This is a genomic window from Arthrobacter sp. Soil_N43 (assembly GCF_057655195.1).
Map to the genome: position 1 here is coordinate 67,558 of NZ_JBDGML010000116.1, position 26,728 is coordinate 94,285.

The 26,728-nt window shown below is 64.0% G+C and carries 19 protein-coding genes; 16 read left to right on the plus strand and 3 right to left on the minus strand.

Annotated features, from left to right (window positions below):
• The first annotated feature begins 63 nt into the window (after positions 1–63).
• The 4 genes from AC3A3W_RS17875 to rplL all read left to right on the plus strand — a co-directional run bounded on the left by AC3A3W_RS17875 (position 64) and on the right by rplL (position 3,720).
• On the plus strand, positions 64–1,146 hold the full coding sequence (locus AC3A3W_RS17875) for a GNAT family N-acetyltransferase (protein WP_487444363.1): 1,083 nt from the start codon (positions 64–66) through the stop codon (positions 1,144–1,146).
• Between the two features lie 90 nt (positions 1,147–1,236).
• Positions 1,237–2,352, plus strand: a complete 1,116-nt coding sequence (locus AC3A3W_RS17880; protein WP_487444337.1) for a GNAT family N-acetyltransferase — start codon at positions 1,237–1,239, stop codon at positions 2,350–2,352.
• 324 nt (positions 2,353–2,676) lie between these two features.
• Positions 2,677–3,264, plus strand: coding sequence for a 50S ribosomal protein L10 (gene rplJ, locus AC3A3W_RS17885; protein ID WP_487444338.1), 588 nt, complete (start codon positions 2,677–2,679; stop codon positions 3,262–3,264).
• A 78-nt stretch (positions 3,265–3,342) separates the two neighbouring features.
• Positions 3,343–3,720, plus strand: a complete 378-nt coding sequence (gene rplL, locus AC3A3W_RS17890; RefSeq protein WP_091251969.1) for a 50S ribosomal protein L7/L12 — start codon at positions 3,343–3,345, stop codon at positions 3,718–3,720.
• Between the two features lie 62 nt (positions 3,721–3,782).
• Here rplL and AC3A3W_RS17895 read toward each other — a convergent pair whose 3' ends face one another.
• Positions 3,783–4,295, minus strand: coding sequence for an aminoacyl-tRNA deacylase (locus AC3A3W_RS17895; protein ID WP_487444339.1), 513 nt, complete (start codon positions 4,293–4,295; stop codon positions 3,783–3,785).
• A gap of 14 nt (positions 4,296–4,309) precedes the next feature.
• Positions 4,310–5,509 (minus strand): acetyl-CoA C-acetyltransferase, encoded by a 1,200-nt coding sequence (locus AC3A3W_RS17900; protein WP_487444340.1) that lies wholly within the window; start codon positions 5,507–5,509, stop codon positions 4,310–4,312.
• A 410-nt stretch (positions 5,510–5,919) separates the two neighbouring features.
• Here AC3A3W_RS17900 and rpoB point away from each other — a divergent pair, with 410 nt between their 5' ends.
• The 8 genes from rpoB (at position 5,920) to AC3A3W_RS17940 (ending at position 22,924) form a co-directional block, all read left to right on the plus strand.
• A complete protein-coding gene (gene rpoB / locus AC3A3W_RS17905; RefSeq protein ID WP_487444341.1) occupies positions 5,920–9,426 on the plus strand; it encodes a DNA-directed RNA polymerase subunit beta in 3,507 nt (1,168 codons plus the stop codon).
• A 114-nt stretch (positions 9,427–9,540) separates the two neighbouring features.
• Complete coding sequence (locus AC3A3W_RS17910; protein ID WP_487444342.1) at positions 9,541–13,440, plus strand: DNA-directed RNA polymerase subunit beta'; 3,900 nt, start codon at positions 9,541–9,543, stop codon at positions 13,438–13,440.
• A gap of 408 nt (positions 13,441–13,848) precedes the next feature.
• A complete protein-coding gene (gene rpsL, locus AC3A3W_RS17915; RefSeq protein WP_003803830.1) occupies positions 13,849–14,223 on the plus strand; it encodes a 30S ribosomal protein S12 in 375 nt (124 codons plus the stop codon).
• A 1-nt stretch (position 14,224) separates the two neighbouring features.
• A complete protein-coding gene (gene rpsG, locus AC3A3W_RS17920; RefSeq protein ID WP_011692813.1) occupies positions 14,225–14,695 on the plus strand; it encodes a 30S ribosomal protein S7 in 471 nt (156 codons plus the stop codon).
• Positions 14,696–14,764: 69 nt separating this feature from the next.
• The gene (gene fusA, locus AC3A3W_RS17925; protein WP_487444343.1) at positions 14,765–16,879 is read left to right on the plus strand and encodes an elongation factor G; all 2,115 of its coding nucleotides are present in this window, start codon (positions 14,765–14,767) and stop codon (positions 16,877–16,879) included.
• 266 nt (positions 16,880–17,145) lie between these two features.
• On the plus strand, positions 17,146–18,336 hold the full coding sequence (gene tuf, locus AC3A3W_RS17930; RefSeq protein ID WP_003803827.1) for an elongation factor Tu: 1,191 nt from the start codon (positions 17,146–17,148) through the stop codon (positions 18,334–18,336).
• 162 nt (positions 18,337–18,498) lie between these two features.
• The gene (locus tag AC3A3W_RS17935) at positions 18,499–22,734 is read left to right on the plus strand and encodes a hypothetical protein (protein ID WP_487444344.1); all 4,236 of its coding nucleotides are present in this window, start codon (positions 18,499–18,501) and stop codon (positions 22,732–22,734) included.
• Between the two features lie 64 nt (positions 22,735–22,798).
• A complete protein-coding gene (locus AC3A3W_RS17940) occupies positions 22,799–22,924 on the plus strand; it encodes a hypothetical protein (protein ID WP_276208554.1) in 126 nt (41 codons plus the stop codon).
• Positions 22,925–22,935: 11 nt separating this feature from the next.
• Here AC3A3W_RS17940 and AC3A3W_RS17945 read toward each other — a convergent pair whose 3' ends face one another.
• Positions 22,936–24,384: a GH1 family beta-glucosidase gene (locus AC3A3W_RS17945; protein ID WP_487444345.1), complete on the minus strand. Its 1,449-nt coding sequence runs from the start codon at positions 24,382–24,384 to the stop codon at positions 22,936–22,938.
• A 411-nt stretch (positions 24,385–24,795) separates the two neighbouring features.
• On the opposite strand from AC3A3W_RS17945, the gene rpsJ reads away from it, so the two are divergent.
• From rpsJ to rplW, 4 genes are read left to right on the plus strand one after another with little or no spacing between them, the layout of a single operon-like run.
• Positions 24,796–25,104, plus strand: a complete 309-nt coding sequence (rpsJ, locus tag AC3A3W_RS17950) for a 30S ribosomal protein S10 (RefSeq protein WP_003803825.1) — start codon at positions 24,796–24,798, stop codon at positions 25,102–25,104.
• Positions 25,105–25,121: 17 nt separating this feature from the next.
• Positions 25,122–25,772 carry a 50S ribosomal protein L3 gene (gene rplC / locus AC3A3W_RS17955; protein WP_056626643.1) on the plus strand — a complete coding sequence of 217 codons (651 nt, stop codon included), beginning with the start codon at positions 25,122–25,124 and terminating at the stop codon, positions 25,770–25,772.
• Between the two features lie 4 nt (positions 25,773–25,776).
• Positions 25,777–26,397 carry a 50S ribosomal protein L4 gene (gene rplD, locus AC3A3W_RS17960; protein ID WP_307104317.1) on the plus strand — a complete coding sequence of 207 codons (621 nt, stop codon included), beginning with the start codon at positions 25,777–25,779 and terminating at the stop codon, positions 26,395–26,397.
• Positions 26,394–26,699, plus strand: a complete 306-nt coding sequence (rplW, locus tag AC3A3W_RS17965) for a 50S ribosomal protein L23 (protein WP_011692807.1) — start codon at positions 26,394–26,396, stop codon at positions 26,697–26,699. The genes rplD and rplW overlap by 4 nt, the downstream gene beginning before the upstream one ends.
• The last annotated feature ends 29 nt before the right edge of the window (positions 26,700–26,728 follow it).

The following is a 26,728-nucleotide window of genomic DNA, read 5'->3' on the forward strand; positions in this document are numbered from 1 at the left end:
CGGAGTCAAGGCGCACCTCTGGAGCATGCGGGGCCACAAAGCTAGGCTGAACCGGTGACGACGATGTCTTACCGCATTGAGCCCCTGGTTCTCCCTGCCTCCCTCGAAGCGGCGGGCGCTGCAGACTTCCTGGAGTACAGCGAGCTCAGCGACGCCCTGGTACTCGAAACGTGGGGCAACCTTGACCGCGCCACACCCCGCGACGCCCGGCTTGAGGCGTGGCGGGACGACGACTACCAGCAGATGCGGCTTTTCTACGTCCGCCTTGACGGGCGCATGGCCGCCAGATCGTGGATCAGGCTGCCGCTGAAAGAGAACCTCCAGGACGCCATGGTCCGCGTGGACGTGCTGAAGGAGTTCACCGGCAGGGGCATCGGGCGCGCGCTGCTGCAGCACGCCGAGGACATTGCCGCCAGCAGCGGCCGGACCACTCTGCAGAGCTTCACCGAGCACCCTCCCGGCTTCGATCCTGACGGGCCCGGGATCCTCAGGCCCGGCACCGGCACGGGCGGTGTTCCTGCCGAGTCCAGGGCCGTGCGGTTCGCTCGTGCTGCCGGCTACGCACTGGAGCAGGTGACGCGCTTCAGCGCCCTGGACATGCCGCCGTCGAACGGGATCCTGGACGCGCTCGAACGGGAAGCCGGATCAATCGCCGGGGACCGCTATGAACTCCTCAGCTGGAAGGACCGCTGCCCCGATGAATATGTGGACCAGATGGCGGTCCTCATGTCCCGGATGAGCACCGACAGCCCGGCCGGGGCTCTCCACTACGATCCGGAAGCGTGGGATGCCAAACGGGTCCGGCACCTCGAGGATGAGTGGAAGGCAACGGGGCAGGAGTCCCTCGTTGCCGTGGCACGGCACACCGCCAGCGGTGAGCTCGCCGCCTATTCTGTCCTGCAGTACTCCGCAGCGAAGCCCTGGCTCGCGGAACAGGATGACACCCTCGTGGCCGCAAAGCACCGGGGCAACCGGCTGGGCATGCTGGTCAAGATCCTCAATCTGAGACGCCTGGCAGCGGAACATCCGTCGGTTGAGCGGATCCTTACGTTCAATGCCGCGGAGAACAGCCATATGCTCGCGATCAACGTTGCGCTGGGCTTCCGGCCCGCCGGCTACGACGGCGAGTGGCAGCGCCGCCGCTGACCGTCATATGCTGGCGGTGGATACTCCGCGTGGACTTAAGCCCGTACCCTGAGAGGGCGAGAGGCAGAAACGGCTGGGAAGATGCCCCCTATGGCAAGTGAAGTGCGGATAGAGCAGTTGTTCATCCCTAATTCCATCGATGCGCCCGACGCTGCGGACTTTCTGGCCGCAGTGGAAGTGGGCCGCAAGGTCAGGATGCAGACCTGGGGGAGTGACGACCTCGCATACGCCCCGCTGGAGAAGCTCCTTGAGCTCGACGATCCCTACGAGCGGCAGGTCATCCTGGTTGCCAAGATCGACGGCGAGATCGTGGGCACCGTGGACATCGCCCTGCCGCTGACCGACAACCTTGACCTGGCGGAGTTCACGCTGGACATCCTGCCCGAATACCAGGGCCAGGGCGTCGGCCGGCAGCTGCTGGAGGCCGCGGAGGGTTTTGCCCGTGACGAGGGCAGGACCATGATCCTGATCGATACCAACCATCCCGGGGCGTCGCTGCATGAGTTTGCGTCTGAGCAGTTGGTGCCCGGTTCCGGGCAGGGTTTCGTGCCCCTCGGGAGCAGGGAAGTCGACTTCGCCCGCCGTACCGGCTACACGCTCCAGCACATTGAACAGTTCAGTTCCTGTGCCCTGCCGCTGGACACCAAGCTCGTGGCGGAGCTCGAGGCCGAAGCAGAGGAAACGAACAACGGCCGGTACCGCCTGCACCATTGGACTGACCGCTGCCCGGAGCGCTGGCTCGAAGCCGTCGCGGTCCTGGAGAACCAGGCCGGCGGGGACGCCTTGCCGGTCCCCGGAAGCGAGGACGAGGGGATGGTGTTTGATGCCCGCATCCTGCGCGAGGCGGAGGACGTGACCATCGCGCAGGGGCGGCGAACGGTGGTGACCGCCGTCGAGCACATTGCCACCGGAACGCTGGTGGGGCTGACCACCATCAGCGTCCTGGCGCAGCGGCAGGACGTGGTCTTCCAGGACGACACGGTGGTGCTGCAGGAACACCGCGGCAACAAGCTGGGGCTGCTGATCAAGGTGGCCAACATGGAACGTCTCACGGAACAGTTCCCCGATGCGCGTGTCATCTACACCTGGAACGCCCCGGAAAACCGGTACCTCCTGACGGTTAACCGCCAGTTGGGATTCACGACGGCGGGCGTCACCGGGATCTGGCAGAAGGAACTTCCGGATCGGCGGCCCAGCAAAAGCTGAGCTGCACCGGTCGAAGCCTGCCGGCGGACCGCCGATTTGGCGGTCCGGTGCCGTGTCCCGTACGCTTGAACTACCAAAGACCGTCGGTTGTTGGAAATCCACTCTTTCGAGCTCAGCTCAACTCTGCAGTTGTGTGCGGGAGAGCCAGTGGGTTTCCGGACGAAGGACCCTGAACGTAGGGCGGCCGGCGCAGGTGAACGAAGCAAAGCTCCGCGGTTCTGAACCGCGTTGAGCCAAGCCCCGTGCATCTGCGCGGGGCGTTTTTAGTTTTAGCTCACCTGAGCGGGGACCCGGAATACCGGCACTATCCCCGGAAGGAGGGTTATGGCAACGCCTACCAAGGTTTCAGCAGTAGCTGAGATCACTAACGATTTCAAGGAATCGAACGCCGCTGTCCTGACCGAATACCGTGGGCTCACCGTTGCACAGCTCAAGCAGCTGCGTGTTTCTCTCGGCCAGGACACCAAGTTCGCGGTCGTCAAGAACACCCTGACCGCCATTGCAGCCAAGGAAGCCGGTGTCGAAGCATTCGACGGCCAGCTCGCCGGCCCCACTGCAATCGCGTTCATCAAGGGTGACGCAGTTGCAGCTGCCAAGAGCCTGACGGATTTTGCCAAGACCAACAAGCAGCTGGTCATCAAGACCGGTTACTTCGAGGGCAAGGCACTGAACGCCAGCGAAGTTGCTGCCCTGGCAGCACTCGAGTCCCGCGAGCTGCAGCTCGCCAAGGTTGCAGGCATCCTCAAGGCCCCTGCCGCCGCTGCTGCACGCATCATCGACGCCCTGCGCCTCAAGCTTGAAGAAGAGAACGGTGCTCCGGCTGAAGCCGCAGCTCCCGCCGCTGACGAAGCACCCGCCGCAGAAGCAGCAGAGGCCGAAGCTCCGGCTGAAGCCGCCGCAGAAGAGAACTAATTCTCTTTTCAAACCAGACTCCGGTGTGAGGGCACGGCATATCGCCGCCCGATCACCACTATAGGAAGGACGCCGACCATGGCGAAGCTCACCAACGAAGAGCTCATTGAAGCTTTCAAGGAACTGACCATCATCGAGCTCTCCGAGTTCGTCAAGCTCTTCGAAGAGACCTTCGAAGTTACCGCTGCTGCTGTTGCTGTTGCTGGCCCCGCCGGCGGCGCCGCTGCAGAAGAAGCTGAAGAGAAGACCGACTTCGACGTCGTTCTCGAAGCTGCTGGCGACAAGAAGATCGCAGTGATCAAGGAAGTTCGCGCCATCACCTCCCTGGGCCTCAAGGAAGCCAAGGACCTGGTTGACAGCGCCCCCAAGGCTGTTCTCGAAGGCGCCACCAAGGAAGCTGCCGAGAAGGCAAAGGAGCAGCTCGAGGCTGCCGGTGCCACCGTTACCCTCAAGTAACGACTGCTTTGAAGGAATCCCCGTCCACTCCGGTGGGCGGGGATTCCTGCGTTTAACGCCGGTTACGTGGGATCGCTGATATCCGCCACCACGGCGCCGAGCGCGGCCACCAGGGCATCGGCGTCGACGAAGGCGCTGTAGCCGTGCTGGCCGGCGCCCATCGAGATGCGGCGGCCCACAATGGTCCGGTCCGCGTAGACGGGCCAGGCCATGGTGCTGCCCAGCGGGGTGATGGTCCCGCGCTCGTAGCCCGTGGCTTCGAGGGCAACGTCCGCCGCAGGCATGGACAGTTTGTTGACGCCCACGAGGTTCCGGAGCTTGGGCCAGGAAATCTGGCGGTCGCCCGGAATGAGGGCAAAGAGGAAGCTGCCGTCCTTGTGTTTCACCACGAGGGACTTCACGATGTCGGCCGGCGTGATCCCAAGGATTTGCGCAGCCTCCTCAAGGCTGTGCGCGGCGAGCCGCTCCACGATTTCGACGTCCAGTCCGCGGGCCGCGGCGTCGGCCAGGAAGCGCTCCCTTCCGGCGCCGGTGGCTCCCGAGCCATCAGCCCCCGCCGCTGACAAGGCCTCCATTGACGGGGTCTCCATCAGTCGCGGTACAGCAGGAGGGCTTCGCCCTGGCCGCCGCCGCCGCACAGGGAAACAGCCGCCTTGCCCTGGCCGCGCCGCTTGAGCTCGTGCGCCGCATGGAGGGCAAGCCGGGCACCCGAGGCGCCGATGGGGTGGCCCAGGGCGATGGCTCCGCCGTGGATGTTGCACTGCTCCAGCGGGTAGTCGAGGTCCTTGAGGGACTGCACGGCCACCGACCCGAACGCCTCATTGATTTCGATGAAGTCCAGGTCCGCCAGGGCCCAGCCGGCGCGGGCGAGTGCGTTGTGGATGGCGTTGGACGGCTGGGAGTGCAGGGAGTTGTCGGGACCGGCCACCTGGCCCGGCTTGCCTACCACCGCCAGGTAGTCCAGGCCGTTGTCATCCGCAAACTTGCGGGACGTCAGGACCAGGGCGGAGGCGCCGTCGGACAGGGGAGAGGAGTTCCCCGCGGTGATGGTGCCGTCCGTGACAAACGCGGCGCGGAGGCTCGCCAGCGATTCGATGGACGTGTTGGGGCGGACGCCTTCGTCGGTGGCCACCGTTACTGGGTCACCCTTGCGCTGCTTGACGCTGATGGGTGCGATCTCGTCGTCGAAGATCCCGTTCTTCGCGGCGACGGCAGCCCTCTGGTGCGACTGGGCGGCGACGTTGTCCTGCGAAGTGCGGTCAATGCCGAGCATAAGGTTCTTGCTTTCAGTGGAGAGGCCCATTGACTGTCCGTCGAACGCGTCAGTCAGGCCGTCATGCGCGGCGACGTCGAGCGCCTGGATGGCGCCATAGGTCCAGCCCTGGCGCGAACCGGGAAGGAGGTGCGGTGCCCGCGTCATGGACTCCTGGCCTCCGGCGACAACGACGGCGGCATCGCCGCTGCGGATCATCCTCGCCGCATCGATCACGGCGGTCAGCCCGGAGAGGCACACCTTGTTGATGGTCACCGTGGGCACGTTCCATCCGATCCCTGCGCCGATCGCGCTCTGCCGGGCCGGGTTCTGGCCGGCCCCCGCCTGCAGCACCTGGCCCATGATGACCGCGTCCACCTGGTCGGCCCGAAGGCCGCTGGCCGCGAGCGCAGCCTTGATGGCGTGCGCCCCGAGTTCGACGGCGGTGAAGCTCGCCAGCTGCCCGTTGAGGCGGCCCTGCGGGGTCCGTGCGCCGGACAGGATGACAACGTCATTATTGTCTGCGGAGTTGCTCATGGTTGTCTCTTCCGATCTGTGGCGATATAGGCCTAGGTTAGCGTGAGCAGGATCACCTATCCATTCAAACGCTGCACCGCGGGACTGAATTCCGGGCGCGGCGGCCTGCCTGCCCAGATAGGTGCCTCCGGCAACGGTGCTTGCAATACGAACCGAAGTGGGGTAGACACGCGTGCTGTTTTGCCGTATCGTAGATATTTGCGTCTTCCCTGTTTACCTTCAGCCTTCATATAGCGGTGGGCTTCTCCTGGCAGCTGCTCCATCAATGTGCCGTGTACAACGTCACCAGCATGGGCAGACCAGGTCCGGGTCATATAGCGGAACCGGATGGTAGCGCTGCGGAGTCACTTTCGCAGGGTACATAGCGGGGGAGATCTGAAAACGCCTGAAGGTCTGTGGAAGGATCCCTCTTGGTCGCCTCGAGCACCTCTAATAACGAAACCGCTAACACGGCAAGCACCGATGGTGCCACTCGCCGACTCTCATTCGCAAAGATTCACGAACCTCTTGACGTTCCGAATCTGCTTGCCCTCCAGACAGACAGCTTCGACTGGCTGGTTGGAAACGAACGCTGGCAGGCACGCGTAGCGAAGGCCGTCGAAGAAGGCGACCTCAGCGTCGCCACCACCTCCGGTCTTTCCGACATCTTCGAAGAGATCTCCCCGATTGAGGACTTCCAGGGCACCATGTCCCTGAGCTTCTCCGATCCGGAGTTCGCTGACCCGAAGTACACCATGGCTGAATGCAAGGACCGGGACGCAACGTACTCGGCACCGCTGTACGTCAAGGCCGAATTCATGAACAACAACACGGGCGAAATCAAGCAGCAGACCGTGTTCATGGGTGACTTCCCGCTGATGACCGAGAAGGGCACCTTCGTCGTCAACGGCACCGAGCGTGTCGTCGTCTCCCAGCTGGTCCGTTCGCCGGGCGCCTACTTTGAGCGCACCGCTGACAAGACCAGCGACAAGGACATCTTCACCGCAAAGATCATCCCGTCCCGCGGTGCATGGTTCGAGCTCGAAATCGACAAGCGCGACCAGGTCGGCGTGCGCCTCGACCGAAAGCGCAAGCAGTCCGTCACCGTACTGCTGAAGGCCCTCGGCTGGACCGAAGGCCAGATCCTCGAAGAGTTCGGCCAGTACGACTCCATGCGCGCCACGCTGGAGAAGGACGCCACCGAAACCCGCGAAGACGCCCTGCTGGACATCTACCGCAAGCTGCGTCCGGGCGAGCCGCCCACCGTCGAGGCTGCCCAGTCCCTGCTGGACAACCTGTACTTCAACTCCAAGCGCTACGATCTGGCCAAGGTCGGCCGTTACAAGATCAACCGCAAGCTTGGCATCGACCGCTCCCTTGGCGACAAGGAAGCCTCGGTCCTGCACGTTGAAGACATCGTCGCCATGATCAAGTTCCTGGTGGCGCTGCACGCCGGCGAGAAGACCCTCATGGGCAAGCGCGACGGCGAAGACCACGAGCTGCGCGTCGAAATCGACGACATCGACCACTTCGGCAACCGCCGCATCCGCGCCGTCGGCGAGCTCATCGAGAACCAGGTCCGCACCGGCCTGTCCCGTATGGAGCGCGTCGTCCGCGAGCGTATGACCACCCAGGACGTCGAAGCGATCACGCCGCAGACCCTGATTAACATCCGCCCGGTGGTGGCAGCCATCAAGGAGTTCTTCGGAACTTCCCAGCTGTCCCAGTTCATGGACCAGAACAACCCGCTGTCGGGTCTGACCCATAAGCGCCGCCTGTCCGCGCTTGGCCCGGGCGGTCTGTCCCGTGACCGTGCAGGCATGGAAGTCCGAGACGTTCACCCGTCCCACTACGGACGTATGTGCCCGATCGAAACGCCTGAAGGCCCGAACATTGGTCTGATCGGTTCGCTGGCGTCCTACGGCCGCATCAACCCGTTCGGCTTCATCGAAACCCCGTACCGCCTGGTGAAGGACGGCGTCGTTTCCGACGACGTCCAGTACCTCACGGCCGACGACGAAGCCGAGGTCCTGATCGCACAGGCCAACGCGCCGCTTGACAGCAACAAGAAGTTCGCTGAAGAGACCGTCCTGGTCCGTGCCCGCGGTGGTGGAGGCGAGCCAGTGCTCGTGCCCGCCGACGACGTTCAGTTCATGGACGTTTCCCCGCGCCAGATGGTGTCCGTGGCAACGGCCCTGATCCCGTTCCTCGAGCATGACGATGCCAACCGTGCACTCATGGGTGCCAACATGCAGCGCCAGGCTGTGCCGCTGGTCCGCTCCGAGGCGCCGTTCGTCGGCACCGGCATGGAGCGCGCAGCTGCTGTCGACGCCGGTGACGTTGTCATCGCGAAGAAGGCAGGTGTGGTTACCGAGGTCTCCGCTGAGCTGGTCATCATGCTCAACGATGACGGCACGGAAACCAACTACCGCATCAACAAGTTCGCCCGCTCCAACCAGGGCAACTGCTACAACCACCGCGTTCTGGTGAGCGAAGGCCAGCGCCTCGAGGTCGGCGGCATCATCGCTGACGGCCCGGCAACCGACCAGGGCGAACTCGCCCTCGGTAAGAACCTGCTCGTGGCATTCATGTCATGGGAAGGCCACAACTTCGAGGACGCCATCATCCTCTCGCAGCGCATTGTTGCCGAGGACGTTCTTTCCTCCATCCACATCGAGGAGCACGAGATCGATGCCCGCGACACCAAGCTTGGTGCCGAGGAAATCACCCGTGACATCCCCAACGTGTCCGAGGAAGTCCTGGCGGGCCTGGACGAGCGCGGCATCATCCACATCGGTGCCGAGGTCGAAGCCGGCGACATCCTGGTCGGAAAGGTCACCCCGAAGGGTGAAACCGAACTGACCCCGGAAGAGCGCCTGCTGCGTGCCATCTTCGGTGAGAAGTCCCGCGAAGTGCGCGACACCTCCCTGAAGGTGCCCCACGGCGAGTCGGGCACCGTCATCGGCGTCCGCGTCTTCGACCGTGACAACGACGACGAGCTGCCCCCGGGCGTGAACCAGCTGGTCCGCGTCTACGTCGCTGCCAAGCGCAAGATCACCGACGGCGACAAGCTCGCCGGCCGCCACGGCAACAAGGGTGTTATTTCCAAGATCCTTCCGGTCGAGGACATGCCCTTCCTTGCCGACGGTACCCCCGTCGACATCGTCCTGAACCCGCTGGGTGTCCCGGGCCGTATGAACGTCGGCCAGGTGCTGGAAACGCACCTTGGCTGGGTTGCCAAGACCGGCTGGAAGATCGAAGGCGAGCCCGAGTGGGCCAAGCAGCTGCCGAACCTGCCGCGCGAGAGTGGGCAGACCACTGTTGCCACGCCGGTCTTCGACGGTGCCCGCGAAGAGGAAATCACGGGCCTGCTGGACTCCACCAACCCGACGCGCGACGGCGACCGCCTGATCAACTCCTCGGGCAAGACCCGCCTGTTCGACGGCCGCTCCGGCGAGCCGTTCCCGGATCCGATCTCGGTCGGCTACATGTACATCCTGAAGCTCCACCACCTGGTGGACGACAAGATCCACGCCCGCTCCACCGGCCCGTACTCCATGATCACGCAGCAGCCGCTGGGTGGTAAGGCACAGTTCGGTGGCCAGCGCTTCGGTGAAATGGAAGTGTGGGCGCTCGAAGCTTACGGCGCCGCCTACACGCTCCAGGAGCTCCTGACGATCAAGTCGGATGACATCCACGGTCGTGTGAAGGTCTACGAAGCCATCGTCAAGGGCGAGAACATCCCGGAGCCGGGCGTTCCTGAGTCCTTCAAGGTCTTGATCAAGGAAATGCAGTCGCTGTGCCTGAACGTGGAAGTGCTTTCCACGGACGGAACCACAATTGAAATGCGTGACTCTGATGACGCAGTCTTCACGGCTGCGGAAGAACTGGGCATCGATCTGTCTCGTGCAGAGCCCAGTTCCGTAGAAGAGGTTTAGCAGGGTGTCCGGAGAAAAGCAGCCGGCCCCGCCGCGCTGACTTTTCTCCGGGCCCTCCCTCTTCCCGTAACCCAAGACTTCAGAATTTAGAGAACAAGAGAGAACAGGGACCATATGTCCAGCGAATCCTCCTTCGGCCTCATGCAGATCGGCCTCGCCACCGCGGAAGACATCCGCGGCTGGTCGTACGGCGAGGTTAAGAAGCCGGAAACCATTAACTACCGCACGCTCAAGCCCGAGAAGGACGGCCTCTTCTGCGAGAAGATCTTCGGCCCGTCCCGTGACTGGGAGTGCTACTGCGGCAAGTACAAGCGCGTGCGCTTCAAGGGCATCATCTGTGAGCGGTGTGGCGTTGAGGTCACCCGTGCCAAGGTGCGCCGTGAGCGCATGGGCCACATCGAGCTGGCTGCGCCCGTAACCCACATCTGGTACTTCAAGGGTGTTCCCTCCCGTCTGGGCTACCTCCTTGACCTGGCACCGAAGGACCTCGAAAAGGTCATCTACTTCGCCGCCTACATGATCACCAGCGTCGATGAGGAAAGCCGCCACGCGGAACTGCCCAACCTGCAGGTTGAGCACGACATCGAGAAGAAGCAGCTGATCGACAACCGCGACTCCGACATCGCGACGATCGCCCGTGACCTGGAGAACGAGCTTGCCCGTCTCGAGGGCGAAGGCGCCAAGGCTGCCGACAAGAAGAAGGCCCGCGACTCCGCTGACCGCCAGATGGCGAACGTCCGCAAGCGTGCCGACGCCGAAATCGAGCGCCTCGAGCAGGTCTGGGACCGCTTCAAGAACCTGAAGGTCGCAGACCTCGAAGGTGACGAAGGCCTGTACCGCGAACTGCGCGACCGCTACGGCATCTACTTCGAAGGCTCCATGGGTGCCGAAGCCATCAAGAAGCGTCTTGAGAGCTTCGACATGCAGGCCGAGTCGGACGCACTGCGCGACGTCATCGCCAACGGCAAGGGCCAGCGCAAGACCCGCGCACTGAAGCGCCTGAAGGTTGTCAACGCGTTCCTGACCACCAACAACAGCCCGCTCGGCATGGTGCTGGACGCCGTCCCGGTGATCCCGCCGGAACTGCGCCCGATGGTCCAGCTGGACGGTGGCCGCTTCGCGACCTCCGACCTCAACGACCTCTACCGCCGTGTGATCAACCGCAACAACCGCCTCAAGCGACTGCTTGACCTGGGTGCTCCGGAGATCATCGTCAACAACGAGAAGCGCATGCTTCAGGAAGCTGTTGACAGCCTCTTCGACAACGGCCGCCGCGGGCGTCCCGTCACCGGACCTGGCAACCGTCCCCTGAAGTCCCTGAGCGACATGCTCAAGGGCAAGCAGGGCCGTTTCCGCCAGAACCTCCTCGGCAAGCGTGTTGACTACTCCGGCCGTTCGGTCATCGTCGTCGGCCCGCAGCTGAAGCTGCACCAGTGCGGACTGCCCAAGCAGATGGCCCTGGAGCTCTTCAAGCCGTTCGTGATGAAGCGCCTGGTTGACCTCAACCACGCCCAGAACATCAAGTCGGCCAAGCGCATGGTTGAGCGTTACCGTCCGCAGGTCTGGGACGTCCTCGAAGAGATCATCACCGAGCACCCCGTGCTGCTGAACCGTGCACCCACCCTGCACCGCCTCGGCATCCAGGCGTTCGAACCGCAGCTTGTTGAAGGCAAGGCCATCCAGCTTCACCCGCTGGTCTGTGGCGCCTTCAACGCTGACTTCGACGGCGACCAGATGGCAGTCCACCTGCCGCTGAGCCCCGAAGCCCAGGCTGAGGCACGCATCCTGATGCTCTCCTCGAACAACATCCTGAAGCCGTCCGACGGCCGCCCGGTGACCCTGCCTTCGCAGGATATGATCATCGGCCTCTACCACCTGACCACCAAGCGTGTCGGTTCAGCGGGCGAGGGCCGGATCTTCGGTTCGGTTTCGGAAGCCATCATGGCGTTCGATGCACACGAGCTGCACCTGAACTCCCAGGTCAAGATCCGGCTCGAGGGCTTCGTGCCCTACGCCGGCTGGGAAGCTCCGGAAGGCTGGGAGCAGGGTCAGCCCGCACTGGTTGAAACCTCGCTGGGACAGGTGCTCTTCAACGAGACCCTGCCCGAGGACTACCCGTGGGTTGAGGCTGTTGCCGACAAGGGCGAACTGTCCCGCATCGTCAACGACCTCGCCGAGCGCTACCCGAAGGTCGTGACCGCGGCAACGCTGGACAACCTGAAGGATGCCGGTTTCTACTGGGCCACCCGCTCGGGTGTCACCGTTGCCATCTCGGACATCGAGGTTCCGGCCTCCAAGCCGGAGATCCTCGCCGGCTACGAGGAGCGCGCCGCCAAGATCCAGGGCCAGTACGACAAGGGCCTGATCGACGACGACGAGCGTCGCCAGGAACTGATCGAGATCTGGAACAAGGCGACCAACGAGATTGCCCAGGCAATGCGCGACAGCCTCTCGCCGATGAACACCATCAACCGCATGGTGTCCTCCGGTGCACGTGGTAACTGGATGCAGGTCCGTCAGATCGCGGGTATCCGTGGTCTGGTGGCCAACCCGAAGGGTGAAATCATCCCGCGTCCGATCAAGTCCTCCTACCGCGAGGGCCTGTCGGTGCTGGAATACTTCATCGCCACGCACGGTGCCCGTAAGGGTCTGGCTGACACCGCACTGCGTACCGCCAACTCGGGTTACCTGACCCGTCGTTTGGTGGACGTTTCGCAGGACGTCATCGTCCGTGAAGAGGACTGCGGCACCGAGCGCGGCCTCGTCACTCCGATTGCCGTGGCGGATGCCAACGGCGAGCTGGTGCTGGACGAGAACGTCGAGAACAGCGCCTACGCCCGTACGCTGGCCGTGGATGTCGTCGACTCCAAGGGCAACGTCCTGGCAGCCGGCGGCACCGACTGCGGCGACGTCGTGATCGCTGAGCTGTTCGCAGCCGGCATCACCGAGGTCAAGGTCCGCTCCGTGCTCACCTGTGAGTCCAGCGTCGGTACCTGCGCCCTGTGCTACGGCCGTTCACTGGCCACGGGCAAGACCGTCGACATTGGTGAGGCTGTGGGCATCATCGCCGCACAGTCCATCGGTGAGCCGGGCACCCAGCTGACCATGCGTACGTTCCACACCGGTGGTGCTGTTTCCGCCAGCGGTGGAGACGACATCACCCAGGGTCTGCCCCGTATCCAGGAGCTCTTCGAAGCCCGTACCCCGAAGGGTGTGGCGCCGATTGCAGAAGCAGCCGGCCGCATCACCATCGAGGAGTCCGAGCGCCAGATGCGTCTGGTCATCACTCCGGACGACGGTTCCGAAGAGATCGCGTACCCGGTCCTGCGCCGCTCACGCCTCCTGATCGAGGACGGCCAGCACGTCACGGTGGGCCAGAAGCTCATCAACGGTCCGGTCGACCCGAAGCAGGTCCTGCGCATCATGGGCCCGCGTGCGGCACAGAAGTTCCTCGTGGACGAAGTGCAGGGCGTGTACCGCAGCCAGGGCATTGGCATCCACGACAAGCACGTGGAAGTCATCGTCCGCCAGATGCTGCGCCGCGTCACGGTCATCGAGTCCGGCGAATCCGACCTGCTCCCCGGTGAGCTGGCCGAGCGCAGCCGCTTCGAGGATGCCAACCGGCGCGTTGTGTCCGAGGGCAAGACTCCGGCTTCCGGACGTCCTGAACTCATGGGCATCACCAAGGCCTCCCTGGCCACCGAGTCCTGGCTGTCCGCAGCTTCCTTCCAGGAGACCACCCGCGTCCTGACGCAGGCGGCCATGGAAGGCAAGAGCGACCCGCTGCTCGGCCTCAAGGAGAACGTCATCATCGGTAAGCTGATTCCGGCCGGCACGGGTCTCCCGCGCTACACCGAGGTCACGGTAGAACCGACTGAAGAAGCAAAGGCCAACCTGTTCACCGGCCCGAGCGCATTCAGCGACTTCTCCTACGACTCCCTGGGCGGCGACGGAGCTCCTGAGTTCCACGCCATCCCGCTGGATGACTACGACCTGGGCAACGACTTCCGGTAAACGGAACGCCTGGCGAAAGGCCCCGTTCACGCTCTGCCTGCACCGGCGGAGCGGGGGCGGGGCCTTTCCCGTCCCGGCCGGTCCCGGCCCAATTAAGGGCCGGGGACCCGTCCGTGTTAGACTGAGTACCAATTGTTATTGTGGCAGTGGATGAGTGCGCCGGTTCAGCTGAAAGGCAGAACCAGAGCGACGTTTCCGGTTTGCAGGGTTCTTGTGCAACGTATGCCACATTTTTGCATGCCTAGGGACCTTTGAAGACGAAAGTCAGGTCATTCCCCATGTGTGCGATCCGACTATTAAGGCTTCGCCTCAGCTGCTCTGGAGACTTCTTCAAAGCTCGGGCGGCGAGGCAAAGCAAAAAGAGAGCGGCTGTAAGAGGCCGCTCCGGATAAAACGGAGAACACGAAAGTGCCTACGATTAACCAGCTGGTCCGCAAGGGCCGCACGCCGAAGGTCTCCAAGACCAAGGCTCCCGCGCTTAAGGGCAGCCCGATGCGCCGCGGTGTTTGCACCCGCGTTTACACCACCACCCCGAAGAAGCCGAACTCGGCTCTGCGTAAGGTTGCACGTGTGCGCCTTAACGGTGGCATTGAAGTCACCGCCTACATCCCCGGTGTAGGCCACAACCTCCAGGAGCACTCCATTGTGCTCGTTCGTGGTGGTCGTGTGAAGGACCTCCCCGGTGTCCGCTACAAGATCGTCCGCGGCGCCCTCGATACCCAGGGTGTCAAGAACCGTAAGCAGGCCCGCAGCCGCTACGGCGCAAAGATGGAGAAGAAGTAATATGCCTCGCAAGGGTCCGGCCCCCAAGCGGCCGCTCGTACTAGATCCCGTTTACGGCTCCCCGCTGGTCACCCAGCTGATCAACAAGGTGCTGGTTGACGGCAAGAAGTCCACCGCAGAGCGCATCGTTTACGGTGCCCTCGAGGGTGCACGTGCCAAGTCCGGCGGCGACCCCGTTGCGGCCCTCAAGAAGGCCATGGAGAACGTCAAGCCTTCCCTCGAGGTCCGCTCCCGCCGTGTCGGTGGCGCAACCTACCAGGTTCCGGTTGAGGTCAAGCCCGGCCGTTCCACTGCCCTCGCGCTGCGTTGGCTGGTCGGCTACTCCAAGGCCCGCCGCGAAAAGACGATGACCGAGCGCCTCCAGAACGAAATCCTGGATGCCTCCAACGGTCTCGGTGCCGCTGTGAAGCGTCGCGAAGACACCCACAAGATGGCCGAGTCGAACAAGGCCTTCGCACACTACCGCTGGTAAAACTTCCCGGACGCCGCCGGCTCAGACGAGCCGGCGGCGAACGCGTAGTCCATCCGAAAGGGAGACACCGTGGCACAGGACGTGCTTACAGACCTTAGTAAGGTCCGCAACATCGGCATCATGGCCCACATTGATGCTGGCAAGACCACCACCACCGAGCGCATTCTGTTCTACACAGGTGTGAACCACAAGATCGGCGAAACGCACGACGGCGCGTCGACCACCGACTGGATGGAACAGGAGAAGGAACGCGGCATCACCATCACGTCTGCCGCCGTGACCTGCTTCTGGGAAAACAACCAGATCAACATCATCGACACCCCCGGCCACGTGGACTTCACCGTTGAGGTTGAGCGCTCCCTGCGCGTCCTCGACGGTGCCGTTGCCGTCTTTGATGGCAAGGAAGGCGTTGAGCCGCAGTCTGAGACCGTTTGGCGCCAGGCTGACAAGTACAACGTTCCGCGTATCTGCTTCGTCAACAAGATGGACAAGCTCGGTGCTGACTTCTACTTCACCGTAGACACCATCATCAGCCGCCTCGGCGCCAAGCCGCTGGTCATGCAGCTGCCCATCGGTGCCGAGAACGACTTCATCGGCGTCGTGGACCTGCTCTACATGCGTGCACTGGTGTGGCCCGGCGATGCCAAGGGTGACGTCACCATGGGTGCCAAGTACGAGATCCGCGAAATCCCGGCAGACCTGCAGGCCAAGGCCGAGGAATACCGCGCGAACCTGGTCGAGGCCGTGGCTGAGGCCTCCGAGGAACTCATGGAGAAGTACCTCGAAGGTGAAGAAATCAGCATCGACGAGCTCAAGGCCGGCATCCGCAAGATGACGATCAACTCCGAGATCTACCCGGTGTTCTGTGGTTCTGCGTTCAAGAACCGCGGCGTGCAGCCGATGCTGGATGCCGTCGTCGACTACCTGCCGAACCCGCTCGACGTCCCCCCGATGATCGGTCACGATCCTCGCGACGAAGAGAAGGAACTGACCCGCGCGCCTTCATCCGAAGAGCCGTTCTCGGCTCTGGCGTTCAAGATTGCGGCTCACCCGTTCTTCGGCCAGCTCACCTTCATCCGCGTGTACTCCGGTCACGTGGAAGCAGGCGCACAGGTGGTCAACTCCACCAAGGGCAAGAAGGAACGCATCGGCAAGCTGTTCCAGATGCACGCCAACAAGGAAATGCCTGTTGAGGGCGCTACCGCCGGCCACATCTACGCAGCCATCGGTCTGAAGGACACCACCACGGGTGACACCCTGTGCGACTCCAGCAACCAGATCGTCCTCGAGTCCATGAGCTTCCCGGAGCCCGTGATCTCGGTTGCCATCGAGCCCAACACCAAGGGTGACCAGGAGAAGCTCTCCACGGCCATCCAGAAGCTCTCCGCTGAGGACCCGACCTTCCAGGTCTCCCTCAACGAAGACACCGGCCAGACCATCATCGCCGGCATGGGCGAGCTCCACCTGGACATCCTGGTGGACCGCATGCGCCGCGAATTCAAGGTCGAGGCCAATGTTGGCAAGCCGCAGGTTGCTTACCGCGAAACCATCAAGCGCGCTGTAGAGCGTCACGACTACACGCACAAGAAGCAGACCGGTGGTTCCGGCCAGTTCGCAAAGATCCAGATTGCGATCGAGCCGCTGGACACCGCTGGAGGCGAGCTGTACGAGTTCGAGAACAAGGTCACCGGTGGCCGCGTTCCGCGCGAATACATCCCGTCTGTCGATGCCGGTATCCAGGATGCACTGAACGACGGCGTCCTGGCCGGATACCCGGTTGTCGGCATCAAGGCCACGCTGGTTGACGGCGCCTACCACGATGTTGACTCCTCGGAAATGGCGTTCAAGATCGCCGGCCGTATGGCTTTCAAGGAAGCCGCACGCAAGGCGAACCCTGTTCTGCTCGAACCGCTGATGGATGTTGAGGTCCGCACCCCTGAGGAATACATGGGTGAAGTTATCGGTGACCTCAACTCCCGTCGTGGCCAGATGCAGTCCATGGAGGATGCCCAGGGCGTCAAGGTTGTCCGCGCGCACGTCCCGCTGTCCGGCATGTTCGGCTACATCGGTGACCTGCGTTCGAAGACCCAGGGCCGCGCTGTTTACTCCATGACGTTCAACAGCTACGCCGAGGTCCCGAAGGCAGTTGCCGACGAGATCATCCAGAAGACCCGCGGCGAATAGTCTTCGGACTGTTTCAAGCGAACAACTCGGGCGCGTTTCCGGTAACGGAAGCCCGCCTGGCGCAGACGGCCAGCCTCCGGTCAGTGCCATCCCGGTCAAGCCGGGGCCGGCCGTCTGCGCGAACAGGCTCTAGGGACTGGACTAGTATTAGTTCCTGAATCTGCAATTTCACCAATCCAAAGCCCCCAAGTAGACTTACTGGAGTTTCTGCCGCGACAAGCGCGGTCGAAGGGTAAGTCATTTGAAAAACGTTCTAGGAGGAACCTGTGGCAAAGGCAAAGTTCGAGCGGACTAAGCCGCACGTTAACATCGGTACCATTGGTCACGTTGACCACGGTAAGACGACGTTGACGGCCGCCATTTCCAAGGTGCTGTACGACAAGTACCCGACTCTCAACGAGAAGCGTGACTTCGCGTCGATCGACTCTGCACCCGAAGAGCGTCAGCGCGGCATTACCATCAACATCTCCCACGTTGAGTACCAGACCGAAAAGCGCCACTACGCACACGTAGACGCTCCGGGTCACGCTGACTACATCAAGAACATGATCACCGGCGCTGCTCAGATGGACGGTGCAATCCTCGTGGTTGCCGCCACTGACGGTCCGATGGCCCAGACCCGCGAGCACGTTCTGCTTGCCCGCCAGGTTGGCGTTCCCTACCTGCTGGTCGCGCTGAACAAGGCAGACATGGTTGACGACGAGGAACTCCTTGACCTCGTCGAAATGGAAGTTCGTGAGCTCCTGAGCTCGCAGGGCTTCGACGGCGACGAAGCACCGGTCGTCCGCGTTTCCGGCCTGAAGGCCCTGGAAGGCGACCCCGAGTGGGTCAAGTCCGTCGAGGACCTGATGGCTGCTGTGGACGAGTCCGTTCCGGACCCCGTTCGTGACCGCGACAAGCCGTTCCTGATGCCGATCGAAGACGTCTTCACGATCACCGGCCGTGGCACCGTTGTTACGGGCCGCGCCGAGCGTGGAACCCTCGCGATCAACTCCGAGGTCGAGATCGTCGGCATCCGCCCGGTCCAGAAGACCACGGTTACCGGTATCGAGATGTTCCACAAGCAGCTCGACGAAGCATGGGCCGGCGAGAACTGTGGCCTCCTGCTCCGCGGTCTGAAGCGCGATGACGTAGAGCGTGGCCAGGTTGTCGTCAAGCCGGGTTCCATCACCCCGCACACCGACTTCGAGGCCAACGTCTACATCCTTTCCAAGGACGAAGGCGGACGTCACAACCCGTTCTACTCGAACTACCGCCCGCAGTTCTACTTCCGTACGACGGACGTCACCGGCGTTATCACCCTGCCGGAAGGCACGGAAATGGTTATGCCCGGCGACAACACTGAGATGACCGTTGCGCTCATCCAGCCGATCGCTATGGAAGAGGGCCTCGGCTTCGCTATCCGCGAAGGCGGCCGCACCGTTGGTTCGGGACGCGTTACCAAGATCATCAAGTAGTAACTTGCTGATCATGGATCGGAAGGCCTGAGGGCCGGACTGATCTTCTAAAACAGCCCCGCTGCTAGTGCAGCGGGGCTGTTTCTTGCTACTCTTAATCCATTCATTGGATTAATTGCCTCCGGGATCTGGTGCCGTCGGCAATAGTCGGAAGGCGACGGCATGTGGAGCTCCACCGATGAGGCATACAGCGCCGGCTACCGGGCCGGACACCTCCAGGGCTGGGTGGACGCGCTGGCCCATGCCGCAGGTGCGGGTCAGCCAAAGGCTGCGGCGCCCCGGGCTCCGGAGATTCCCGCTCCCGTAACCCCGGCACCGGCTACTGAACGCCCGGCAACCCGCCCCGCAGAACACCCGGCAACCCGCCCCGCAGCGTGGGCACCCCGGCGGGAGGCGCCGCCGCAGCCGCGCCCCTTCGATTCGGCGGGGCCGGCCGTTCCGAGCTATCCGTCGTCCGTTCCTGCGCGTACAGACGCCGAGCTTCGTGCTGAGCGTGAGCGGGGACGTGCCGAGCGTGAGCGGGCACGGGCCAAGCGCGAGCAGCAGAGCATCAACGTCACGCTGTACGTTGCCAGCCTGCTCCTCGTGGCCGCGGGGTCGCTCTTTATCGGCACCGGGCTTCCCGCTCCGTTGCGGTTTGCGGGTGTCTGCACCATCACGGCGCTTTTCTATCTGGCGGGCCTGGTCCTGCACGGGCGGACACCGCGGCTAAAGCCAGCCGCCGTGGCCTTCTCCGGAACGGGGCTTGCGCTGATACCGGTGGCCGGTCTGGCCATGGACACCCTTGTCCTGCAGAACGCGCCGCTTGCCTGGCTGGCCACCTCGGCTGTCGGGACGGCGGCCTATGCCGTAGCGGCCGTCCGTCTCGAGAGCCGGGTCCTCGTCTATCTGTCTCTCTCCTTCCTCGCAACCACTGCCTGCTCCGGGGTCGCGGTCCTTGGCGGGGCGCTGGTCTGGTACTTCACAGCGCTCATCGGGGTGGCAGCGTCTTTCACAGTCCTTGCCATCCTGCAGCCTCGGTGGCTGCCGCCGCTGTATCTTAGGCCGCTGGCCCAGCTGCATCCCTTCATCGTTCCTGCCGTGGCAGTCGCCGCCACGATCGTCCCGCTGGTGCTCGGACGGGGGGACTATGCGCGCGTCATGGCAATGTGCGGTTGCTACTTCGCCGTAACGTCGCTGGCACCCGGGACGCAGGCCCGGACACTGCAGTTCCTCGCGGCCAGGCTAAGCCTGACCGTGGCAGCGTCCGTCGCGGTATGGGACCTGACCAACCGGGGGAGTGCCGCCCTCGCCGCAGCGGCCGTGCTGCTGGCCGTCCAGGCACTGGCAGCCGGCCTGCATGCCGACGGTTTGGGAAGGAGCCCCTTCCAGGACCTGGTCACCGGCGTCGTACGCCACAGCCGGTGGCAGGCGGACGTGCTCGCCACCTTTGCTTGTCAGCTGCTGGTGACCGTTGCCTTTGCGGCCTTGGAGCCTTGGGACCCCCTGCTGATCCCGGCGGGTGCCGCTGACGGGTGGCCGCTGGCGGCCCTGACGGGGATCGCCCTGCTGACGGGCATGGTGTTGGCCGCACGGCAGCACGGAGTTGCCGAGTGGGCTCCGGCTGGAGCCCTGGGCATGGCCATTCTCCTGGCCGGCCCGCTGGGAGCCTGGACGCTGGCAGGAGCGCTCGTGACCGGAGCGGCCTTCTGGATTCTGCGTTCCCTCCAGGGCGCCGCGCCGCTGCGGCTTCATTTTGTCCTCGCTGCCCGTCTGGCACTCACTCTGGCGGCACCGGTTGTGACGGCGGCCGCCGTCGGTGACAGTGACGCCCGTTTCGAGTCCGCACTCCTGGCGCTGTGCCTTGTCCTGGTCCTTCAGCAGCTGCTAACGGCTGTCCTGCTCCGCCGCGGCATCCGTGCCCTGGCCCCGCGGCTGAGTCTGGCGCTGTTCACCGCTGCAGGCGTAGGAGCTATGACAATGCTGGCGCTCATTGAGCAGGAGTCGTTACTGTTTCCGGAGGCGGAGCACGTTGGGGGCATTGCCCTCGGAACCCAGCTCGTGGCGTCCCTGGCCGTCGGCGTGATGCTGTTTCCGCGGCAGGAGGACAAGGGCAGTTGGCGCCTCTCCATCGACGAGACTGTTCCGCTGCTGGTCTCCGCGGCGGCCGTGCCCCTGGCCTTCGAAACCCTCGCACTCCTGCTGGGTAATGCGGCGCTGACCCTCGCCACGGGCTACCTTGCACTGACGGCCGCCCGCGCCGGAAAGGACGCTGCCGGCGGGGGAACGCAGGCTGTGCGGACGGGCGGGACGCCGCGCGGGCGGTGCTACTGGTGGCTCGCCCGTGCTGCCGCAACGGCTCTGGTGCTGACCCTGTTCCACCAGCTCGACCGTGACGCCGGCCCCCTGCTGCTGGGCGGGGAGGAGCTTGCCCCCGCCACTGTCCTCGCCGTCGCGCTGTTCCTTCAGCTGGCCATTCCGTTGCTTGCGGCCCTCCGCGGTAGGGCCAAGCGGCACGACTTGGCAGATGCCGCCGTCCTTCTCGTGCTGCAGGCGGCAGCCATTGTGGCTGTGGATGGGGGTGTGTCGGGTTTCGAACCTGAGATCCTGCCGCCGCATGCCGCGTTCACCTTGGTGCTCCTCTCGGTGGGTGCCGCAGCAGCCGGCTACCTGCTCCGCCTGCAGCGATGGTCGGCGGTGTTCGCCCCGGCAACTTTCGTCCTCCTGCTGCTGTTGCGCGGGGAGAGCCTTCCTGCCGTTGAAATTCTGCTGGGCATCTTCGCGGTCTTCAGCGCGGCCATGGTGGTTGCCGTGAAGGAGCGTCTGTGGAGGGGCTGGTACTTCGCAGCGGCCCGCATCCTGGCAGCGGCGCTGGCCGTGGTGCTGAGCTACGACGTCTCGGCCTCACCCACCGTCGTTGCGGTGGCCTTCGCTCTGGTGTTCGCCGCCCAGCACTTCATCCGCTGGGCCATGCGTCACCGCATGACGGACGTCCCGTTCCAGCAGGCGGCAGTCTGGATTACCCTGGCCGGCCAGGCGCTGCTGCCGCTCGTATATCTTGCCCAGCCGTTCGGGACGGGACCTGCCGCGGACGACGGCGGCCGCTGGGTGGTGCTGTTGTCCCTGCTTCTGCTGATGCTTTCCGCGGTGGCGGCGGGCCGGATATTTGCCGCCCGCGGAGCTGTCTACATGGCCGTCTACGCTGCCGCCTTCGCCGTGATTGCGTTGGGCCCCCTGCTGCCGTTCCGCCCGCCCACCTCGAGTACCGTGCTCCTGGCAGCCCCCGTGTTGACCTTTGCTGGCGTCGCCTCGGCTTTGCTGGGCCTGTCCCTGGCCGCCACGGCAGGCGGGCTGGTGCTGCGGCGCAGGCCAGGCGAGGGAGTTGACCGCTGGCTGTGGCTGGCGGCTGCCCTCACGTTCGGCGCTGCATCGGCCGCGCTGGCCCCGGCGTCCGCTGAATGGATATCCGGCCTGGCTGTGCTCGCGCTTTCGGCGGCCTGTTTCGCGGCTGCCCGCGTTGAACAGTTGCCCGGTTTCTACCCGCCGGCAGTCCTGGCGGCCCTGACAGGGGCCGGAATGGTGGCAGAAGAAGCGCTGGGAGAAGTGCCAGGACCGTGGGGCTTCTACTTGCCGTGGCTGGCTGGGGTCGGTGCGGCGTCTGTGGCGCTCTACGCGGCGGGCAGACTCCGCAGGCTGCGCCTGCAGGGCCAGGGACGGTTGGCCGGCGGCCCGCCGGAGACCGGCAGCCGCTACAGCGACATCCCCTACCTCTCCCTGGTGGGAGCAGCCGTCCTGGGTTTCGCGGCCGCGGGGTTCACTGGCTTGCTGTACAGCGCAACGTCATGGACCGGCGCAGCGTTGGTGGCCACGACCGCCGTCGTCGTCTGGCTCGAGGTGCCGGCAGCGGTGCGGAGGCCTGCCGCGGAGCTTGGGTCCCTTGCGGTGACCGCCGCGGTTCAGCGCGCCGTGCTGTTTGCCGAGCCCGGGCTGCCTGGTCCGTTCCGGGACGACCCCTTCTGGCCCGGTTCCTTCTGGCCGGACCCGTTCTGGACAGCCCAGTGGTACGTGGTGCTGGCCGCGGTCCTCGGCGTGCTGCGCTACCGGTCCGGTCATGAGGCTGCCGGCAAGCTTTACGTCGGCGTGGCCGCTGGGCTGCTCTCGCTGGGCGGGCTTCTGGTGATCCTCGGAGGCGATGGTGCCCAGCAACTCTGGGTGCTGGCATGCTTCGCCCTGCTGATCGTGGCGGGGCTGGGCTACGGGGAACGCCTTTTTGTGTGGTGGGGTGCGGCGGGTGTGGCACTGTGCATCATGTGGGCCATGCGCCAGTACACCTATGTGCTGCTCGCCCTGATTGCAGCCGGTCTTATCGCACTGGCAATGTGGAGGCTCAGCCGCGGTAAGCCGGCCGGAACGGACTGAGCAGGGCCCGTCAATGCGGCACGGCCGTGCCCTGATATCGTTGCCCCAAGAGAGGGGGCACATCATGGAATTTCTGATCTTCCTGATCGTGGCTGCAGCCGTTGTGGCGGGTGTTTTCTGGGCCAAGAAGCATTTCCGCAATGAGATTGACCGCGCCAAGCGCATCAACCGGGCCAACAAGAACAAATAGCGGCGGGTTCCTCAGGCGCGTGCCTTCCGGGCGCGGCTGAGGGCCTGCAGCCAGTAGAACGACGTCTTGGGCGTGCGCTTGAGCGTGTCAAAGTCCACGTGTACCAGGCCGAAACGCTGTGAATACCCGGCCGCCCATTCGAAGTTGTCCATCAGCGTCCAGACGTAGTAGCCCAGCAGCTCAACGTCGTGCGCGATCCCGCCTGGCGCGGTGGACGCCATCGCCTGTTGGAGGTGGTGCGCCAGATAGTCGATGCGGCGGGCGTCCGGGATCGGCCCGGCAACGTGCTCCGGCTCCGGGAAGCTTGCGCCGCTCTCCGTGATGTACAGCGGAGGCAGGGCGGCCCCATACCTGTCCTTGAGTTCACGCAGCAGGATTCCCAGATGCTCGGGTGCCACCGGCCAGCCGAACCCGGTGGTGTCGTATTCCGGGAACGCCGCCAGATGGAACGGCATGCGCGTGATGGTCTCGGTCCTGCCCGCGGGACTCTCCGCCGGACCGCGCCCCGTGGCCACCTTCACCGGGTAGTAGTAGTTCACCCCGTAGAAGTCCAGGGGCTGGCTGATGAGGCGGAGGTCGTCGTCGGACGCCTTGGTGAGGTACCTGAACCAGGGGCGGGCAGCGACGGGAGGCCTCGGATAGCGGCCCAGGAGGATGGGATCGGCGTAAATCCTGTTGAGGACCAGGTCAAACACTTTGGCCAGCAGGCGGTCCGTGAACCTCCGCGAGGCCGGGCGCACGGGCGAGTGAAGGTTGGTCACACCGATGCCGCCGGCAACACCGGCAGCCCGCAGCGCCTGGACAGCAAGCCCGTGGGCCAGCAGTTGGTGATGTACCGAGGGCAGGGCCTTGAACAGCAGATCCCTGCCGGGCGCGTGAACGCCGAGGGCATAGCCGTTCAGCGTCACGGAGACGGGCTCGTTGAGCGTGACCCACTGCGCCACACGGTCGCCGAGCCGTTTGCCGGCGGCCGCGGCGTACGCCGCGAAGTGCTCCGCCGTGGCGCGGTTCATCCAGCCGCCGCTGTGTTCGAGGGGGAGCGGTGTGTCCCAGTGGTAGAGCGTCACCATGGGGGAGATGCCCGCTGCGAGCAGCTGGTCGATGAGCCTGTCGTAGAAATCCAGGCCCTGGGAGTTGAAGGGACCGCGGCCGTCCGGCTGGATCCGCGGCCAGGACAGCGAGAAGCGGTAAGAGTCGATCCCCAGTTCCCGGATGAGGGCAATGTCCTCCGGGACCCGGTTGTAATGGTCGCAGGCCACCGCGGGGGAATGCCCGTTCAGGATCTTGCCGGGTTTTTCGGCGAACGCGTCCCAGCCTGACGGGCCCCGGCCGTCGGCAGCCAGGGCGCCTTCGATTTGGAACGCCGCCGCTGCCACGCCCAGGGTGAAACCGGGCCTGAGCCGCCCGGCGAGGTCCTGCACGGAGGAGTTGTTCACGGCGTCAGCATTCTGCACGGCCATTCATCTATCATCCATTCGAAGATTTCCGAAGGCAATGATCCCGGGCGGCGACGGGCCGAGCGGGGCCGCGGCGGGCTAATTCGCATCCCCGGGCAAAATCCGGCATACTAGATGAGTTGTTCAAGCGCTTCTTCGCGTCCCGATCCGGATAATGCCGGGTGCCAGGGTCCAGGTCGAAGTCCAAACATAACCCACTCCCCATGGAACTGCGGGCTCGCACGCTTCGAAGGTGCGACACGCCCGACCGCGGGGGTCGGTTGCGTCGGCAGGTTGAGGAACCCGGATTTATCCGGATTCAGCTTGTGCGGCGGGTGGTAGTTCAGACTTCAAATGCTTCGGCAGCCACACAACGGTAAGTGAACAGGGCAGCCCCAACCAGGGGAAGCACAGACTGAAAGAGAGTCAGGCGACATGGCGGGACAAAAAATCCGCATCCGGCTGAAGTCATACGACCACGAGGTCATTGACGTTTCAGCACGGAAGATCGTTGAGACGGTCACGCGCGCAGGCGCAACGGTAGTAGGCCCCGTGCCGCTGCCGACGGAGAAGAACGTTTACTGCGTTATCCGCTCTCCCCACAAGTACAAGGACAGCCGCGAGCACTTTGAAATGCGCACGCACAAGCGTCTGATCGACATCATCGACCCCACGCCGAAGGCAGTTGACTCGCTTATGCGCCTCGACCTGCCCGCCGACGTGAACATCGAAATCAAGCTGTAGGGAGGTGCTGAGAGACTATGACCGCAACCCGTAACGTAAAGGGCCTGCTGGGCACGAAGCTCGGCATGACCCAGGTCTGGGACGAGAACAACAAGCTCATCCCCGTCACTGTTGTCCAGGCTGACTCGAACGTCATCACCCAGCTGCGCAACGCAGAGACTGATGGCTACGTCGCCGTTCAGATCGGCTACGGCCAGATCGATCCCCGCAAGGTCACCAAGCCGCTGGCTGGTCACTTTGAAAAGGCAGGCGTCACGCCTCGCCGCCACGTCGTCGAACTGCGCACCGCAGATGCTGACTCTTACGAGCTGGGCCAGGAGCTTTCCGTAGAGCTCTTCGAAGCCGGCCAGAAGATCGACGTCATCGGCACCACCAAGGGTAAGGGCTTCGCCGGTGTTATGAAGCGTCACGGCTTCCACGGCGTTGGAGCTTCCCACGGTGCCCACAAGAACCACCGTAAGCCCGGTTCAATCGGTGGCGCATCCACCCCGAGCCGCGTCTTCAAGGGCATGAAAATGGCCGGCCGCATGGGCGCCGTTCGTCACACCACGCTGAACCTCACCGTTCACGCGGTTGACGTCGAGAAGTCGCTGCTCCTGATCAAGGGTGCCGTCCCCGGCGCCCGCGGCCAGGTCGTACTCGTACGCACTGCCGTGAAGGGAGCCTAGTCCAATGGCTAACACTGTCAAGGTTGACCTGCCTGCAGAGATCTTCGACGTTCAGACCAACGTGCCGCTGCTGCACCAGGTCGTCGTTGCACAGCTCGCTGCTGCTCGCCAGGGTACCCACAAGACCAAGACCCGCGCCGAAGTTTCCGGTGCAGGCCGCAAGCCGTTCAAGCAGAAGGGTACCGGCCGCGCCCGTCAGGGTTCGATCCGTGCTCCTCACATGACCGGTGGTGGCGTTGTCCACGGTCCCACCCCGCGTGACTACAGCCAGCGCACCCCCAAGAAGATGATTGCTGCTGCACTCCGCGGCGCACTGTCTGACCGCGCCCGTAACGGACGCATCCACGTCGTTGCTGACCTGGTTGCCGGCGACAAGCCGTCCTCCAAGGAAGCACTGGCAACGCTGCGCGGCGTCTCCGAGCGCAAGAACCTGCTCGTTGTCATTGAGCGCGCCAACGATGTTGCTGCACTGTCCGTGCGCAACCTCGAGGAAGTTCACGTTCTGTACGCAGACCAGCTGAACACCTACGACGTTCTCGTTTCTGACGACGTAGTCTTCACCAAGGCTGCCTATGAAGCATTCGTTGCTGACAAGGCTGCAAAGAACGAGGAGGATGCCAAGTGAGCGCAGCCACCATCAAAGACCCCCGCGACGTCGTGCTTGCACCCGTCGTGTCGGAAAAAAGCTACGGCCTGATCGACGAGGGCAAGTACACCTTCCTGGTGGACCCCCGCTCGAACAAGACCGAGATCAAGCTGGCCGTGGAGAAGATTTTCTCCGTCAAGGTCGAATCGATCAACACCATCAACCGTGCCGGTAAGCGCAAGCGGACCAAATTCGGATGGGGTACCCGCAAGAACACCAAGCGTGCAATTGTGACCCTCAAAGAAGGCACTATCGACATCTTCGGCGGTCCGCTCGCGTAGCGGAGACCACTTTAACGAGGAAATGAATT